Source organism: Metabacillus sp. RB-C-LZQ-3-1 (assembly GCF_058315175.1).
The window spans coordinates 50,264-67,904 of the sequence record NZ_JBZFLI010000004.1 but is presented as its reverse complement, the minus strand read 5'-3'; the positions used below and the strand labels follow the sequence as shown (position 1 = coordinate 67,904).

General features: G+C 36.8%; 13 protein-coding genes and 1 other annotated feature. Of the genes, 2 read left to right on the top strand and 11 right to left on the bottom strand.

Annotated elements, in window-relative coordinates; genetic code table 11:
• Positions 1 to 37 precede the first annotated feature (37 nt).
• From aspS to AC4GZ8_RS07760, 3 genes are all read right to left on the bottom strand, one after another.
• Positions 38 to 1,804, bottom strand: a complete 1,767-nt coding sequence (aspS, locus tag AC4GZ8_RS07770; RefSeq protein WP_491081270.1) for an aspartate--tRNA ligase — start codon at positions 1,802 to 1,804, stop codon at positions 38 to 40.
• Between the two features lie 14 nt (positions 1,805 to 1,818).
• A complete protein-coding gene (hisS, locus tag AC4GZ8_RS07765; RefSeq protein ID WP_491081269.1) occupies positions 1,819 to 3,093 on the bottom strand; it encodes a histidine--tRNA ligase in 1,275 nt (424 codons plus the stop codon).
• A 216-nt stretch (positions 3,094 to 3,309) separates the two neighbouring features.
• Positions 3,310 to 3,542: a binding site (T-box leader), on the bottom strand.
• 71 nt (positions 3,543 to 3,613) lie between these two features.
• On the bottom strand, positions 3,614 to 3,787 hold the full coding sequence (locus AC4GZ8_RS07760; RefSeq protein ID WP_491081268.1) for an RNA polymerase subunit sigma-70: 174 nt from the start codon (positions 3,785 to 3,787) through the stop codon (positions 3,614 to 3,616).
• A gap of 142 nt (positions 3,788 to 3,929) precedes the next feature.
• Here AC4GZ8_RS07760 and AC4GZ8_RS07755 point away from each other — a divergent pair, with 142 nt between their 5' ends.
• Entirely contained in the window at positions 3,930 to 5,699 is a 1,770-nt protein-coding gene (locus tag AC4GZ8_RS07755; RefSeq protein ID WP_491081266.1) for an N-acetylmuramoyl-L-alanine amidase family protein, read from the top strand.
• Between the two features lie 45 nt (positions 5,700 to 5,744).
• Here AC4GZ8_RS07755 and dtd read toward each other — a convergent pair whose 3' ends face one another.
• From dtd to AC4GZ8_RS07715, 8 genes are all read right to left on the bottom strand, one after another.
• Positions 5,745 to 6,185, bottom strand: a complete 441-nt coding sequence (dtd, locus tag AC4GZ8_RS07750; RefSeq protein ID WP_491081265.1) for a D-aminoacyl-tRNA deacylase — start codon at positions 6,183 to 6,185, stop codon at positions 5,745 to 5,747.
• A gap of 13 nt (positions 6,186 to 6,198) precedes the next feature.
• Positions 6,199 to 8,409, bottom strand: coding sequence for a RelA/SpoT family protein (locus tag AC4GZ8_RS07745; RefSeq protein ID WP_491081264.1), 2,211 nt, complete (start codon positions 8,407 to 8,409; stop codon positions 6,199 to 6,201).
• Positions 8,410 to 8,779: 370 nt separating this feature from the next.
• The gene (locus AC4GZ8_RS07740) at positions 8,780 to 9,292 is read right to left on the bottom strand and encodes an adenine phosphoribosyltransferase (protein ID WP_491081263.1); all 513 of its coding nucleotides are present in this window, start codon (positions 9,290 to 9,292) and stop codon (positions 8,780 to 8,782) included.
• A 16-nt stretch (positions 9,293 to 9,308) separates the two neighbouring features.
• Positions 9,309 to 11,663, bottom strand: a complete 2,355-nt coding sequence (recJ, locus tag AC4GZ8_RS07735) for a single-stranded-DNA-specific exonuclease RecJ (protein WP_491081262.1) — start codon at positions 11,661 to 11,663, stop codon at positions 9,309 to 9,311.
• 79 nt (positions 11,664 to 11,742) lie between these two features.
• Complete coding sequence (locus AC4GZ8_RS07730; RefSeq protein WP_491081261.1) at positions 11,743 to 12,084, bottom strand: LapA family protein; 342 nt, start codon at positions 12,082 to 12,084, stop codon at positions 11,743 to 11,745.
• Positions 12,085 to 12,101: 17 nt separating this feature from the next.
• Positions 12,102 to 12,995, bottom strand: a complete 894-nt coding sequence (locus tag AC4GZ8_RS07725; RefSeq protein WP_491081260.1) for a cation diffusion facilitator family transporter — start codon at positions 12,993 to 12,995, stop codon at positions 12,102 to 12,104.
• 243 nt (positions 12,996 to 13,238) lie between these two features.
• Positions 13,239 to 15,479, bottom strand: a complete 2,241-nt coding sequence (gene secDF / locus AC4GZ8_RS07720; protein ID WP_491081573.1) for a protein translocase subunit SecDF — start codon at positions 15,477 to 15,479, stop codon at positions 13,239 to 13,241.
• A gap of 129 nt (positions 15,480 to 15,608) precedes the next feature.
• Positions 15,609 to 15,902 (bottom strand): post-transcriptional regulator, encoded by a 294-nt coding sequence (locus tag AC4GZ8_RS07715; RefSeq protein ID WP_491081259.1) that lies wholly within the window; start codon positions 15,900 to 15,902, stop codon positions 15,609 to 15,611.
• Positions 15,903 to 16,048: 146 nt separating this feature from the next.
• On the opposite strand from AC4GZ8_RS07715, the gene spoVB reads away from it, so the two are divergent.
• On the top strand, positions 16,049 to 17,620 hold the full coding sequence (gene spoVB / locus AC4GZ8_RS07710; protein ID WP_491081257.1) for a stage V sporulation protein B: 1,572 nt from the start codon (positions 16,049 to 16,051) through the stop codon (positions 17,618 to 17,620).
• Positions 17,621 to 17,641 lie beyond the last annotated feature (21 nt).

Genomic DNA, 17,641 nt, shown 5'->3' with positions numbered 1-17,641 from the left:
TAATAGCATAACGACAAATTCATTTCAAGATCTTGACTTAGTCGCGAAGTTCCAGATTTAATTCTTCTAATTGTGCTTCACTAACAGCACTTGGTGCACTTGTTAATAAATCACTTGCACTAGCCGTTTTAGGGAAAGCAATTGTGTCTCTAAGATTTGAGCGTCCAGCTAAAAGCATAACGAGTCGATCCAACCCAAGAGCGATTCCTCCATGTGGAGGTGTTCCATATTCAAATGCTTCTAATAAGAAACCGAATTGCTCTCTTGCTTCTTCTTCAGAGAAGCCTAATAGTTTAAACATTTTTTCTTGGATATCCTTTTCAAAGATACGGATAGAACCTCCACCTAACTCATATCCATTCAGAACAATGTCATAAGCCTGAGCTTTCATATTTGCTGGATCTGTATCAAATAATTCTATGTCTTCACGTGCTGGCATTGTAAATGGATGGTGTGCAGCATAATAGCGCTTTGTTGCTTCATCATACTCAAGCAAAGGCCAATCAACAACCCAAAGGAAGTTATATTTGCTTTCGTCAATTAAGTTTAACTCTTTACCAAGTTTTAAACGAAGAGCGCCTAATGCATCTGCAACAACTGATTTTTTATCTGCAACAAATACAAGAAGATCGCCAATCGTTGCTTCTAAAGTTTGTAATAATCCTCTTTGTTCTTCCTCTGTAAAGAACTTGATAATAGGTCCTTTTAGGCCGTCTTCTTCCACCTTCAACCAAGCCAAACCTTTTGCTCCATAAGGGGCAACAAACTCTGCAAGAGCATCCATATCTTTTCTTGAATATTTATCAGCTGCACCCTTAACGTTAATTGACTTAACCTGACCGCCATTTGCAACAACCGTATTAAATACTTTTAATCCGCTATCTTTTACAACTTCACTAACATCAACAAGCTCCAGTCCGAAGCGTGTATCAGGTTTATCTGAACCATAACGTCCCATAGCTTCATCATAAGTCATTCTTGGTAACGGCAACTCAAGATCAATATTTTTCGTTTCCTTCATAATTCTTGCCATCATTTGTTCTGTCATTGACATAATGTCGTCTTGACTCATAAATGATGCTTCAATATCAATTTGGGTAAATTCCGGTTGACGATCTGCACGTAAATCTTCATCACGGAAGCATCGAGCAATTTGATAGTACTTGTCAAAGCCTGATACCATTAATAGTTGTTTAAAGATTTGAGGTGATTGTGGCAATGCATAAAATTCACCCTCATGCACACGACTTGGTACTAAATAATCACGTGCACCTTCTGGAGTACTTTTTGTTAGAATTGGTGTTTCAATATCAAAGAAGCCATTTTCATCTAAAAAATTTCTCATTGATCTTGTCACTTGATGACGCATTTGAAGTGTATTTAGTAAAGCTGGTCTTCTTAAATCTAAGTAGCGGTACTTTAGACGAACATCTTCTGATACTTCATCAGATTTATCCTCAATTAAAAATGGAGGGTTTTTAGCTGCATTAATAATTGTCACCTTTTCAACAATAACCTCAATTGTACCTGTTGAAACATTAGGATTGATTGTTTCTTCGTCACGTTTCACAACTTTACCTGTAATATCTAATACATACTCACTGCGAACTTTTTCTGCAATTGCTAAGGCTTCTGCAGATATTTCCGGATTAAAGACAACCTGCACAACACCTGTACGGTCGCGAAGATCAATAAAAATGACTCCTCCTAAATCACGGCGCTTTGCTACCCAACCTTTTAAAACAACTTCCTCACCTATTGCTGACTCTGGAACTTCACCACAATAATACGTACGGCCAAACATAGAAACCTCTCCTTTTATGCCATTGTTTTTTGTTTTAGATATGAGATCACTTGATCAAGTGGAACTTCTTCTTGTGTACCTGTTTCCATATTTTTAACAGCAATCACATTCTTTTCTAACTCATCATCACCTAAAACCGCTACAAATTTAGCCTGATGACGATCTGCTGCTTTAAATTGAGCTTTCATTTTTTTATCTTCATAATCTTTTTCAGCTATGAGACCAGCATTTCTCATTTCATATAATAATGAAACAGCATAATCTTTTGCTTGATCTCCCATTGTCACGATATAACAATCGCTTGAAGCAGAAATTGGCAAATGAACCCCTTCAGCCTCAAGGGCTGCTAACAATCGCTCAATACTTAGCGCAAAACCAATACCTGGAGTCTCTGGACCACCAATTTCTTGTGCTAAGCCATTATAACGCCCACCACCGCAAAGTGTTGTAATAGCCCCAAAGCCCTCAGCATTGCTCATAATTTCAAAAGCAGTATGATTATAATAATCCAATCCTCTAACAAGTCCAGGGTCTACTTCAAACTCAATACCGTTAGCCGTTAAATATTGTTGAACCTTGTTAAAGTAGGATGCAGATTCCTCATTTAAGAATTCAAGTATTGATGGAGCAGTTCCCATCAATTCATGGTCGCGGTCCTTTTTGCAATCTAAAATTCGCAGTGGATTTTGCTGTAACCTTTTTTGACAATCAGAACAGAACTCTTCAATCCTTGGCTCAAAGTGAGCAATAAGTGCCTCGCGATGTGCCTTACGACTATCCCCATCACCTAAGCTATTAATCACCAGCTTTAAGCTTTTTAAGCCAAGAGTTTGATATAAATTCATTGCAAGCGAAATGACTTCTGCATCAATTGCAGGATCATGACTCCCAAGCGCCTCAATACCAAATTGAACAAACTGACGAAAGCGCCCTGTTTGTGGACGTTCATAACGAAACATTGGTCCAATATAGTATAACTTTGTTGGCTGTGACGGATTTGCATATAATTTTTTTTCTACAAAAGCTCGAACAGTCGAGGCTGTTCCCTCAGGACGAAGGGTAATGCTTCTTCCTTTCCGATCTTGAAATGTATACATTTCCTTTTGAACGATATCCGTACTCTCACCAACACCTCGAGCAAAAAGCTCTGTATGTTCAAAAATCGGTGTACGAATCTCCTTATACTGATATCTCTTACATAACTCACGTGCAGTATTCTCAATAAACTGCCACTTCTCAACCTCTCCAGGTAATATATCCTGAGTACCTCTAGGAATCTGGAATGACATAGTTTTACCTCCTATATACGAAATGCGGAAGGCGCCCGCTTATCGGTGACAAGCATAAGACATTCAGAAATAGAAGATGTCTTCTTTTACCTTCAATTCCTAAAATGCCTTATGACCTCGAGCCGATGCGCCTAATGCTGGACACTAATACTAAATACAGCATAAATTAAACATCACAAAATTTGACAAAAACAAAAAAACTCCCGTCCTACATAATGTAGGGACGAGAGTTATACCCGTGGTTCCACCCTAGTTGAAATAATACAAATCTATTTCCACTCGATCAGTTAACGCCTGTCACGTTCTACTCCTACTAAACCTGCTGTTTTTCAGAGAGAAACCTAAGGAGTGTTCTTCAATAAGTCATCATGTAGAAATGCTTTCAGCCTATGGCATTTCCTCTCTTTTCATGTGTACTCTTATTTACTGTTCTCCCTCACTGGTTCACAACTTTATGTATGATGTTTAAAGATTATTTTTTCGAATTATATCTTATCATACGTATCTTTGAGGTATATTGTCAAGAACGATTTAAATGTTTTTTTAAATTCTTTACTTCCCTTAACGATATTCCAAACTCAGACGCAAGTTCAAATGAGGATTCATTTTGTTCTTTTGTCATAAAGTCATGAAAATCTACTCCAAACACATCTCTTCGTGAGTACATTAATTCCCCTTTATCATTATTTCTCATTTATCGGTACACCTCATCTCTTCATTATCTTTTTTTATCTTTTCCTATTTTGGAAAATTTTATTTCAACTTTTCAGAGGAATGTCGATATAAGTAGAGAAATGTTTTATTTGACTACATTTTTTCATAAAGGAGGTTTATCGTTGATTCGCAAAATCATAACCATATCCATGTGTTCTATTCTAGTGCTACTATCAATTTTCGCTCATTTATCACCTTCAACTGTTAAGGCAGCTAACCAAGTAACGATTAATGTTGATGTGCTAAATGTGCGAAACGGGGCCGGTCTTACATACTCTGTTATTGCCAAAGTAAAAAAAGGCCAAACATATGATGTGGTAGAAAAAAAGAATGATTGGACGAAAATTAGATTATCAGCAAATTCTTCTGGATGGGTAGCTAATTGGTTAGTCACTCAGAAAAAAACGACCACTAGTTCGTCTACACCCACTGTTACTTCATCTAATGGAACAGTGGTTGAATCCATTGCAACAGGACTTAGATTTCGTTCTGGTCCAGGAACTTCTTTTGGAGTAATTGGTGTTTTTGATAAAGGTAAAACAGCTACCTATTTAGAGAAGAGTGGCGAATGGATCAAGATTTCCTATTCAGGAAAATCAGGCTGGGTATCGTCAAGCTATGTGAAGGTCAAAAATGCAACATCAACACAAGGTACTGCTAATACATCATCAGGAAAAACAGCTACCGTAACAGCATCATCCTTGAATGTTCGTAAAACCGCTTCTATCTCAGGCAGTCTAGTTGGAAGCCTTAAGAAAAATACGACTGTATCAATCTTACAAGAATCAGGAAAATGGGTTCAAATCCAGACAAAGAATATTTCTGGTTGGGTCCATAGTGATTATGTGAAGGTCAACTCGACCGCTAAAACTTCCATATCAACTCAAAACACAGCTACAAAAAGTAATGGAACCGTTACAGCAACATCCTTAAATGTTAGAAATAGCGGTTCACTTAGTGGAAGTGTCATCGGGTCTGTATCAAAAGGAACAAAGGTAACAATTCTCGAAGAAAAGAATGATTGGTATAAGATATCATTTGGTTCAAATAAGGTTGGATGGGTTGCTGGTTGGTATATTTCAAAAGCATCTACTACTGCTACCAATATGAATTCGAACAATAACTCTCAACGTGTAAAAATAATTTATAACGGTACAAATATACGGTCAGGATCTTCTACTTCTCATTCTATTATCAAGCGTGCTAATTTAGGTGAGACTTACGGAATCATTGAAAAAGCAGGAGATTGGTATAAAATCAATATTGGTAGTAATAAAACAGGTTATATTGCTGGTTGGGTAGTTGAAACAACAGGAGTTAGCAAGCCTGTTACAAAGCCTGGAGCGTCACAATACATCAAAAACAAAACAATTGTTATTGACCCCGGACACGGAGGACGTGACGCTGGAGCCGTCGGAGTATCCGGCACATTAGAGAAGAATTTAACACTTTCTACAGCTAAATTATTATATGATAAGTTAAATTCGGCAGGTGCTAATGTTTTTATGACTCGATCAAATGATACATATATTAGCCTAAATTCTCGTGTGAGCACATCCCATTATCGAAATGCAGAGGCATTTATTAGTATTCATTACGATAGTATAGCCGATCGAAGCGTTTCTGGAACAACAACTTATTATTATAATTCGTTAAAGGATGGACCTTTTGCAAAAGATCTAAACAATGAACTTGTGAAACAAACAAAGCTAAGGGATAGAGGCTTGAAGTTCGGTAATTTCCATGTTCTTAGAGAAAACAAAGTTCCTGCCGTTTTGCTTGAGCTAGGATTTTTAAGCAACCGTACAGAGGAATTAACAGTAGCAACAACGGGCTATCAAGAGCGAGCTTCACAAGGTATCTTTAATGGTTTAGCCAGATATTTTAAGTAAGAAAAAAGGTTATCCTTCATCATATTTTAGTGAAGGATAACCTTTTTAATTACTCTCTATAATCAGTGTTACTGGACCTACATTTGTAAACTGTACATCCATCATCGCTCCAAAAACCCCTGTCTCAACCTGTAGACCTTTATCTCTTAACATGCGATTAAAGGATTCATAAAGCTCCCTCGCCACATCAGGCTTTGCAGCATTCATATAATTAGGTCTTCTGCCCTTTCGGCAATCTCCATAAAGAGTAAACTGGGAAACGGATAAAACCTGTCCACCCACATCAAGGATGGAGTGGTTCATTTTCCCAGATTCATCTTCAAAGATCCTTAAATGAGCAATTTTTTCAGCTAAATATTCAGCATCTGCTTCAGTGTCATCATGTGTAATTCCTACAAGCACCATAACACCTTTTTCAATTTGACCGACTACTTTTTCATCTACTGTTACTTTTGCATGAACAGCACGTTGTACAACTACCTTCACGATAAAACCTACCTTAATTCATCATTCTTCTAACAGAATAAATATCTGAAATCTGTTTAATTCTTTCCACTACTTTTTGTAAATGATTTATATTTGAAATAGAAATCGCCATATTAATCGTTGCAACTTTATTTCTATCTGATTTACCTGCAACAGATGAAATATTGGTTTTCGTCTCATTCACTGCTTGTAATACCTCATTTAACAAGCCTCGACGATCATAGCCTAAAATCTCAATTTCAACATTATATTCTTTCCTACTGGATGAAGGCTGATTTTCCCATTCAACATCTATTAATCGCTCTTTCGCATCCTCTGTATGAACATTTGTGCAATCAGAGCGATGAACTGATACGCCTCTTCCTTTCGTAATAAAGCCGACAATATCGTCACCTGGAACTGGATTACAACATTTTGAGAGGCGTATTAATAAGTTATCAATCCCCTTAACTTGGACACCTGCATCACGCTTTTTTGAAGTCGAGGTAGAAGGGACTTGTTTGGTCTCATTCATAACCTCTTGAATATTTTTTTCTTGTTCTTCTTGGTCGCGTTTCTTGCGCCACTTTTCTGTTAAACGATTTGCTACTTGTAATGCCGTTACACCATTATAACCAACAGCAGCATACATATCTTCTTCATTAGAAAAATTGAATTTTTCAGCAACCCGTTGTAAATTATCCGCCGTCATGATTTCTTTCACATTAAAATCAAGGTTTTTGATCTCATTTTCAACCATTTCTTTACCTTTTTCAACGTTTTCTTCACGGCGCTGCTTTTTAAAGAATTGGCGAATCTTGTTTTTTGCTTGAGATGTTTGAGCCAGCTTTAACCAATCTTGACTAGGTCCATATGAGTGCTTGGAGGTTAAAATTTCGATAATATCCCCTGTTTTTAGTTTATAATCAAGAGTGACCATTTTACCATTTATTTTCGCACCAATCGTCTTATTTCCAATCTCCGAATGAATGCGATAAGCAAAGTCAATCGGAACGGATCCAGAAGGCAGTTCAATGACATCGCCTTTCGGTGTAAAAATAAATACCATATCCGAAAACAGATCAATTTTTAAAGATTCCATGAATTCTTCAGCGTTTGTTACATCATTTTGAAATTCTAGTATCTCTCTAAACCAAGATAATTTTTTCTCTAGCGTTGTTTTTTCATCAACATCTTTTCCCTCTTTATACGCCCAATGTGCCGCGATTCCGTACTCAGCAATTTGATGCATTTCAAAAGTACGAATTTGTACCTCAAGAGGATCTCCCTTAGGACCAATTACTGTTGTATGAAGTGATTGATACATGTTTGGCTTTGGCATGGCAATATAATCTTTAAATCGTCCAGGCATTGGCTTCCAACAAGTATGGATAATACCTAAAACGGCATAACAATCTTTGATGCTATTGACAACAATTCTAACCGCAAGAAGATCATAGATTTCATTAAACTGCTTATTTTGAAGAACCATTTTCCGATATATACTGTAAATATGTTTTGGTCTTCCTGAAAATTCTGCCTCAATGTTCACCTCAGCAACTCTCTCGCGAACTTCATCGATGACTTGATCTAAATATTCCAGGCGCTCTTGGCGCTTCTTTTTCATTAGATTCACAATTCTATAATATTGTTGAGGGTTTAAATACCGTAATGATGTGTCTTCTAATTCCCATTTAATTTTCGAAATACCTAAACGATGAGCAAGCGGTGCAAATATTTCCAGTGTTTCATTTGAAATTCGCCGCTGCTTCTCCTGTGGAAGATGTTTCAGAGTTCTCATATTATGCAGACGGTCTGCAAGTTTAATAAGAATAACTCGAATATCTTGAGCCATTGCTACAAACATTTTCCTATGGTTTTCAGCCTGTTGCTCTTCTTTTGATTTATATTTAATTTTCCCTAACTTTGTCACTCCATCAACAAGCATTGCCACTTCGTCATTGAACTCTGCTCGTAAATCGTCTAACGTGACTTCTGTATCCTCCACCACATCATGAAGGAACCCACCCGCTATCGTTGCTGGATCCATCTCTAAATCTACCAAAATGCCTGCAACTTGAATGGGATGAATGATATATGGTTCGCCTGATTTTCGAAATTGTTCCCGATGTGCTTCTTCCGCAAAATCATAAGCACGCTGAATAAAAACGGTATCTTCGGCTGATAGATATCGCTGTGCTTTTTGAATCACTTGCTCAGAAGATAAAACTTGTTCATTAGCCATGAAATCACCTTTTTATATTGAAAACTTTGTTAGAAAATATACATTCTTTCCTACTACGTAAAGCATCTATATATTTTAATAAAAACCGAGTGACGAACATCATCAATTCGATTAGAAATTTTACTATATTGTAACTATTATCAATAAAAAAACACTAGATGTAAAGAGAAAACAGTAATTTTCACCCTAGCCAGTTAGTGGTATATGACGATATACACAAAAGGTATATGAAGGATGGACTTATATGGCTTTTTAGTTTACTTTTCTACCATCATTGATTTAGTATATGCAACTTGCAAAAAAAGCACCCATTTGAGTGCCCATAAGAATAATGGGGACCGAGTTGATTGCAACTCCTGTCCCCATTGAATTAAAATGTCATTAATGTTAAAACATCGTAGCCATCTAATAATTTACGACCATCTAAATAAGATAATTCAATTAAGAAAGCGATACCTGCAACAACTCCACCTAACTCTTCTACAAGCTTAATCGTTGCTTCGATTGTTCCTCCAGTGGCCAATAAGTCATCTGTTATTAGTACTCTTTGTCCAGGCTTAATCGCATCTTTATGAATCGTAAGGACATCCTTTCCATACTCAAGACCATACTCAACGCGAACAACCTCACGAGGTAATTTCCCTTCTTTACGAACTGGAGCAAAGCCAACTCCTAATGAATATGCGACAGGACAGCCAATAATAAACCCGCGTGCCTCTGGACCAACGACAATGTCGATCTCTTTTTCACGAGCATACTTCACAATTTGGTCTGTTGCGTATCGATACGCATCCCCGTTATCCATCAATGTTGTAATATCTTTAAATTGAATTCCTGGTTTCGGATAATCAGGAACGACTGTTACAAATTGCTTTAAATCCATTTTTCCTTTGTCCTCCTTATACACCTACAGGCGCATCTAATGGAAATCTTTGCTCAAACCACTGCTTAAGCTGCATGTAAGATGTATATAATAACGTTTTTTCTAGTTCAATTTGTTTTTGCTTTTGGGCATAAGTCTTCGATTCACTTAGATCTCTTTTACGAGCCGAGGAATTTGTCGAAATGACGCCATTTTCTATTGTAACAAATTCTAGCTCAAAAAACACCTGTGACATAAATTCTATTGTTTCTTTTGTCCATCCTTTATGTTTTGCTAATAGTTCACCTTGTTCTCGAAGCTTAAAGGATCCTTTCTTTAATAGAAAACCATAATACCACTTAAAATGCTCTCTTGTTGGAATTGTCGAAAAAAAGTGATCTGCTTCTTGTTGAAAAACAGAGTAAATTCTTGCTGGTCTCCCTTTAGAAAATAATCCGTCTAATAAATCTATTGAAGAAGGAATATCCAGCATTAGTAGCTGTTTATTACGAGTGTCTATTCTAATGGCATCCTCTTCTGATGCTATATGAAATACTTTATGTTCTAGTCCTTTTTTTAAAAGGTTTTCATATGTTTTTGATTGGAATGTGATAATCCGACCATTATCATTCATTGAGATTGTGTTAATAAGATGCTCAACATTCCTAGAACCACGAAAGTCAAATAGCTGCCATTGATCTACTCTAACATCCTGCAGCATAACCTGAGGTTTTCTCAAATTATTCCACTCATTTATTGACAGCTCTCCTATTGCAGATACCGTAACAGAAGGTGAAAGCTCATCATGGATATGGCCCATTCCAAACCCTACACAGTCTAGTTGCAGTTCTTCTTGTGCAAAGACTAACTTTAAATGATTTTGATCTGCACCAATTTTACGAACATTCGCTAATGTCACATTTTCCAAATGAATAATTGGTTTTGGGTTATTCATGCCAAATGGCGAGAGCAACTGCATCTCTTCAATAGACTCTACAGAAATATCTTCTAATTTACAGCTTACATCTACTTTTGTAACAGGAATAAAATCTTCTTCAGTCAGAATACCTTTTGCTTTTTCGACTAGCCTTTCTCGCAGCTCATCTACGTCTTCTAGTTGCAGTGTCATACCTGCAGCCATAGGATGGCCTCCAAAATGAGGTAAGATGTCACGGCATGTTGATAAATTTTCAAACAAATCAAAGCCAACTATACTTCGGGCAGACCCCTTTGCAATACCCTTTTCTTTGTCAATACTTAAAACAATTGTCGGCCTGTAAAAGCGATCAACTAACCTTGATGCAACAATCCCTACGACACCAGGATTCCATCCTTCTTTCGCAATAACAAGAACAGGATATTGTTCGATTGGAAAGTGAGTTTCAATCTCTTCAATTGCTTCCTCTGTGATCGTATTAACTAGTTTTTGTCTCTCTTTATTAAGGGCATCAATTTCTTCAGCAATCATCATCGCTTCTTCTTCATCATTTGAAAGCAGCAAGTCGACTGCCGGATCTGCCGATTGTAATCGCCCAACCGCGTTAATTCTTGGGCCAATAGCAAATCCAATTGTATCTTCATTTATTTCTTGCATCTTTACATTGGCAATTTTTAATAACGCTTTTAACCCGATACGATTCGTTGTTTTCAACTGGTTAATACCGTGCTTTGCTATTAATCTATTTTCACCATGAAGGGCAACTAAGTCTGCAATTGTCCCTATTGCCGCAACCTCTAATAGGTCAGTTGGAACATCTCCCAAAAGAGCATGGCTTAACTTAAATGCTACTCCTACTCCAGCCAATTCCTTAAATGGATAATTGCATCCCGGCTGCTTAGGATGTATGATTGCAAGTGCATCAGGTAAGACAGGACCTGGTTCGTGGTGGTCGGTAATAATTAAATCCACACCTAGTTCTTTTGCTACATGAGCTTCATGAACAGCAGCTATACCAGTGTCCACTGTAATAATTAATGAAAAGCCCCGTTCATGTGCAAGTCTAAACGCCGCTTCGTTTGGTCCATATCCTTCAGAAAATCTGTTAGGTATATAAAAATCTACTATGGCTCCCAACCTTCGTAAAGCAGTTAATAAAACTGTTGTACTACTAACTCCATCCGCATCATAGTCACCGTAAACTAAAATATGTTCCTTCTCTTCGATTGCTTTTTGAATACGTTGGATAGCTATGTCCATATCTTTTAAAAGAAAAGGATCGTGAAAAGCTTGGGAATCCGTTTCTAAGAATTCACGTGCCGCTTCAACAGAATTAATACCTCTATTCACCAAAAGTGACGCAACAAGAGGTGTAATAGATAAATTCTCTCTCAAATTTTGAATGAAGGTTTCGTCAGATGATTGAATCATCCACCTTGTTTTTGCCTTTAACATAATTTCACCCCTCAACCTTCTCATTATACAAGAGTGGTCAAGGGGTTTCAATTTAAGGATTCTTCCATTGATATAAGTATTATTTTATATACTGATCTGTTTGTCCTAGATTCTCACTCGACAAAACCTTTGGGTGACTTCCGGTTTCTTTTTCTCGTAAAGTCTCCAGTTCCTCTTTTAACTTTACGTTTACTCTTTCTGCTGCCTTAAGCTTTCGATTGAGTGAAAGGATTCGAACAACTCCTGCAGAAGCAATCATAAACCCTCCCATAAAGACTGAGCCTAGAATAATTAAGATAAGAGGCCATTCGGCTTTTCCAATTAAATAATTTACTTCAACCGCTTCAACATTTATTACCGCAAAGATCGCAATAATTAAAGCAAAGATAATGGCTAAGATTAAACTCCATTGACGTTTCATCCATGTCCCTCCGTTTTTTATGGTGAGTATGGATTTATATGTACAAAGACGTTTTGAACATGCTCATGCTCACTCATTAGTTTTTCTTTTACAAGCTTACCTATGTTATGTCCTTCTTCAACTGTTATATGAGGATCAACAGAGACTTTTATGTCAACTATAACATAATGACCATGTTCTCTTGCATGAAGTTCATCAATTTTTTTTATCTCACTTATTTTACTAACGGTTTCTTTAAGACCAACAATATCTTCTTCATGCAGAACATGATCTAACGTTGTATGAATAGATTCAGATCCGAGCTTCCAGGCCATTTTAATAACGAGTAAAGAAACAAATAGTCCTGCTACTGGGTCTGCATAGACAAGCCAGTCAATCCCCATTTTTTGACCTGCTATTGCAGCTCCAATCCCAGCTAATGCAGCAATTGAAGAATAAACATCAGATCGGTGCTCATAGGCATTTACAATTATAGCATCACTCTTAATTCTTTTACCCAATCTATACTTGTATTGAAACATCCATTCTTTCACAATAATCGATATAACCACGGCATAAATGGCAATCGTTTTTGGGGCTTCAATATCTTCAAAAAATGATTCAAATGATGATTTCCCAATTTCAATTCCGACTAAAAATAACAGAACCGCTACAATAATAGCTGCTATTGATTCCGCTTTTCCATGCCCATAAGGATGGTCCTCATCTGGAGGCTGTTTCGCTGCACGAACGCCAATAAATACAGCTAGTGAGCCTGCAACATCTGAGGCTGAATGAACCGCATCTGCCACTAAAGCACGACTCTCTGATATAACTCCTACTACTCCCTTTATAATAGCAAGAATGATATTTCCTACTACACCGACCATTGCTGCAAATTCAGCTTGTTTAAAACGATCTTTTTTATTCAAACCTATTCACCTCTTTATCCTCGAACTGTTGAAATCACTCACTTCTAAAGGTTTTCCCCAGTAGTGGTAGAATCTATCATCAATTTTGAAGGACTCATATACACTTGTTACTTCATAACATATAGTGTAACCAACTTTAGTCAATAAATAAGGATCATCCCACATCTAGTATTATTTTAGTACCATTTACATGGAACTTGTAAAAATACCGGGATACTAGAGTAGGTGATCCTTTTTTCTTATTTATACTTGCGGTTCATCACTTATTTGAGAAGAAACTTGTTTCTTCTTATTCAATTGCTTCCATTTCCAAATTAGCCATAATTGAGCAGCAATAAATAATGATGAATAGGTTCCTGAAATTAAGCCAACTAAAAGAGCAATTGAGAAATTAGTAATGGACGTACTACCAAATATCATAAGAGCAATGACAGCAATAACGACTGTTAACACAGTATTAATTGAACGTGTAAAAGTTTGCTGCAAGCTTCTATTTACAATAAACTGTAAATCCTCTAATGTTTTAACCTTTTTCTTTTTGTATAGTTCTCGAATCCTGTCAAAGGTTACGATCGTGTCATTTATTGAATATCCGACGATTGTAAGTACGGCTGCAATAAATGTAATATCAACTTCTAATCTAGTGATGCTAAAGAAGGCAATGATGAAGAATGCATCATGTAGTAATGCAACGATTGATGCCAATGCCATATAAAATTCAAAGCGGATTGACACGTAAATAATAATCCCAATAGAGGCAATCAACACTCCGTACAATGCGTTCCTTGCAAGTTCCTTCCCTACTGTTGGTGATACAGTACTTACATTTGGTTCAGATCCATATAGTTCCTTAAAATGACTTTTCACTTCAGCAATCTTTTGCTGATCAAGTACCCCAATAAAACGTGCAACACCAATTTCTTTATTGTTTCCGGCAAGAACAACATCATCTACTTCGAGATCCAGCTTACTCATTTCAGTCTCAACCTCTTGAGCGGTTAAAGTCTTATCTGCTAAAACCTCTACCCGTGTGCCACTTGCAAAATCAATTCCTAGATTTAATTTAAATATCAAGATAAACACTACACCGGTAACAACTAGAATTGTTGAAAGCATAAAGAATTTTTTTCGATGCTTTAAAAAATCAACTCTGTCAAACTTAGTAGGTGCAATGGTGTCATCATCTGTGTCTTCAATACTAATGATTTGATCCTTTTTCACACCAAAATATCCTTTTTTCTTATCAAGCCAACGGCTTTCAACTAAAAGTGCTAATAGAACTCTTGATAGGAATACAGCAGTGATAAAACTAATAACAATACTTAGAATCAGCATCGTTGCAAAACCTTTAACAGAGCTTGTCCCAAAGAAGAATAAAACTCCTCCAGCTAACATCGTTGTAATATTTGCATCTAAAATTGTAGCAAATGACCTTCTCGTCCCTGCCTTAAAGGCTGAACGAACGGTTCTTCCTAATTTTAATTCCTCTTTAATTCGTTCATATGTAATGATATTTGCATCCACAGCCATACCAACCCCAAGAATTAAAGCTGCAATTCCCGGAAGTGTTAACACACCATTCATCCAATCAAATACTTGAAGAATTAAATAAATATATGTTGATAAAGTAATTATGGCAATTAATCCAGGTAAACGGTAGAAGAATAACATAAACAAGAAGATGATTGAGATACCTACAATACCAGCTAGAACTGTACTATCTAGTGCTTGTTCACCAAACTGCGCTCCTACTGAAGTGGAATAAAGCTCAGTTAATTTTACTGGAAGAGAACCTGCATTTAATAGGTTCGCTAAATCCTGTGCTTCTTGAATTGTAAAGGTACCCGTAATGGTAACATCTGTTTGGTTAAATACTTGATCAACGTTAGGCGCTGAAATAAATTTTGGATTTTCCTTACTAACTTCTTCTTGATAGGAATCACCCTCTTCGAAGTCAAGCCAAATAACAAGCTGATTATAAGGTGTGTTTCCAACAATTTCTTGTGTTACCTCTTTAAATTTATTCGCATCTTTTAATTTTATCGCGACATTCGGTTTACCTTGTTCATCGAAGGATTGTTTTGCTCCACCTTCAACTAAGTCAGAGCCATTTAACATTTCTTTGTCCTGATAATCTCTAAATGTCAACTCAGCTTGTGTGGAAAGTATTTCTCTCGCTTTATTTTGGTCGCTTACACCAGCTAGCTGAACGCGAATACGATCATCACCTTCGATCTGGATATTCGGTTCACTTACTCCAAGTACGTTGGCTCTTTTTTGAAGGGCATTTACTGTACTAACCAGTACATCCTTTGTTATTTTGTCGCCTTCGTTCGCCGGTTCAACTTCATATAGGATTTCAAAACCACCTTGTAAATCTAAACCTAGTATAATGTTACTCGTTGCCTTATTGGTGTTAAAGCCTATTAAGCTTCCGACAACAAGGACAAGTAGAAAAAACGCAACAATGCGCCCACGCTTTATCATTATGTATCCTCCTTAATTTCTAAAAAACAACAAAAAAATGAACGGTTTGGGAGGCATGCTTTTTTATGAATCATTACACAACATTTCCCAATGAAATTATACGATAGCAGATGAGGAAGAATCAAATTAAATAAGTCCTTTTAGCAAATCCTGCCCTTCATCACTTTCAAACCAGCTTCCTCCCTTAAAGGATTCAACCGTCGCAAAGTTCATAAAGTCTCCTACTTTTAGAGCAAGCACATCTCTTACAACCTCATGTACATACAGCTCAGGTGTTTTTTTCCACTTTTTCGTTTTTAAATACGTCCACAGTTTTTCTTCAGTTACTTCCTCATAACCAAATAAATGAAATTCCTCTAACTTACTTTTTATTGCAGGCCTTACATGATCTCGATACTCATCAAACGGCTGTTTATTCATTATTAACACTCCTTTTATTTGAGTCTTTTTCCTTTCTTTTCACTACAACAATTCACAATCTGTTTAGAACTTGTCATGCTTGGCCTATTCACGCGCATATAGTAATTGTATATGATTCCACGTTATTTGAGAAGGCAGGGAGAAGAATGTCAAAGCAGACGTTTCTAAAAGGAACGCTCATTTTAATTCTAGCAGGATTTATTACTCGTGTCCTAGGTTTTATTAATCGAATTGTCGTAGCTCGGTTTATCGGTGAAGAAGGAGTAGGTTTATACAACATGGCTGTTCCTACCCTTGTTTTAGTGATTACAATTACTCAACTTGGATTACCTGTAGCCATTTCGAAGCTTGTTGCAGAAGCCGAAGCACAGGGTGACCATCGAAGAATAAAAAAAATCCTTGTTGTTTCATTATCCGTCACCGGTTCATTAAGCTTACTCTTTACTCCAGCCATGATCCTACTTGCACCCTATTTATCACAGCATGTTTTTACTGATGATCGTACATATTGGCCGCTCTTGGCTATTGCACCAGTTGTACCTATTGTCGCTATTTCGTCAGTTATACGCGGGTATTTTCAGGGAAAACAAAATATGCGTCCAGCAGCAATTTCGCAAGTACTAGAACAGGTAGTTCGAATCTCACTAGTTGCGGTTTGTACAAGTGCTTTCCTGCCATACGGTATCGAATATGCAGCTGCAGGTGCCATGATTTCTGCTGTTATCGGCGAATTAGTATCATTAATTTATTTAGCAACAATGTTTAAAATGAAAAAGAAAATAAAAATTCGCAGGAAATTTTTACAATCGGTTAAAAACGGTAAAGATACATTGACTCAGCTGATGAATATTGCCCTCCCGACAACTGGAAGTAGACTCATTGGAAATATTTCTTGGTTTTTTGAACCAATTGTCGTTGCAAATAGTCTCTATATTGCCGGTGTCGCAACTGCTGCTGCCACAAAACAATACGGAGCTCTCACAGGATATGCGATACCATTGTTAATGCTACCGTCTTTTATTACATTTTCGTTATCAACCTCATTAGTTCCTGCCATTAGTGAAGCAATGGCAAATAACCAATTAAAAATCGTTGAGCATCGTCTACAACAAGCATTACGTTTATCACTTATAAGTGGTGGATTGGCATGTGTGATTTTGTATGTATTTTCGGATCCGTTAATGACTGTCATGTACGGAACAAATAAATCCGCTATATTTGTACAGGTAATGGCTCCTTTCTTTATTTTTCATTATTTTCAGGGTCCTTTGCAAGCTGTATTACAAGCTTTAGATTTAGCAAAAGCAGCAATGATCAATAGTTTAATAGGTTCGGTTGTTAAAACAGCATTAATCTTTGTTCTTGCCACTCGCCCTTCCCTTGGAATAATGGGAGCTGCATTAGCCATAGTTATCGGCATAATGCTTGTGACCTTACTGCACTTAGCAACTGTCATAAAGATTATTCCGTTTACTATACATGTTAGGGAATATTTAAAAAGCGGAGTGACGATGGTGATGGCAGGAATTATTGGATTTCTAGTTTATGAGTACTTATTCTTAAGCAGCCCGCTTGTCTTTAGACTACTATTTTCTTTAATAATAACGACCATTATTTACTGCTTACTACTTCTTTGCTTTAAACTTGTGGAAAAAGAGGAAGTGAAACGGATACCACTTGTTGGATCCTTTTTATCAAAGCTTATTCCTGTAAAATAGGAAAAAAGGAAAGCAAGCTGA

Coding starts and splice junctions, on each gene's coding strand:
- aspS (WP_491081270.1), bottom strand. CDS start 1,804: ATGTTTGGCCGTACGTATTATTGTGGTGAAGTTCCAGAGTCAGCAATA.
- hisS (WP_491081269.1), bottom strand. CDS start 3,093: ATGTCATTCCAGATTCCTAGAGGTACTCAGGATATATTACCTGGAGAG.
- AC4GZ8_RS07760 (WP_491081268.1), bottom strand. CDS start 3,787: ATGAGAAATAATGATAAAGGGGAATTAATGTACTCACGAAGAGATGTG.
- AC4GZ8_RS07745 (WP_491081264.1), bottom strand. CDS start 8,409: ATGGCTAATGAACAAGTTTTATCTTCTGAGCAAGTGATTCAAAAAGCA.
- AC4GZ8_RS07740 (WP_491081263.1), bottom strand. CDS start 9,292: ATGGATTTAAAGCAATTTGTAACAGTCGTTCCTGATTATCCGAAACCA.
- recJ (WP_491081262.1), bottom strand. CDS start 11,663: ATGTTAAAGGCAAAAACAAGGTGGATGATTCAATCATCTGACGAAACC.
- AC4GZ8_RS07730 (WP_491081261.1), bottom strand. CDS start 12,084: ATGAAACGTCAATGGAGTTTAATCTTAGCCATTATCTTTGCTTTAATT.
- AC4GZ8_RS07715 (WP_491081259.1), bottom strand. CDS start 15,902: ATGAATAAACAGCCGTTTGATGAGTATCGAGATCATGTAAGGCCTGCA.
- spoVB (WP_491081257.1), top strand. CDS start 16,049: ATGTCAAAGCAGACGTTTCTAAAAGGAACGCTCATTTTAATTCTAGCA.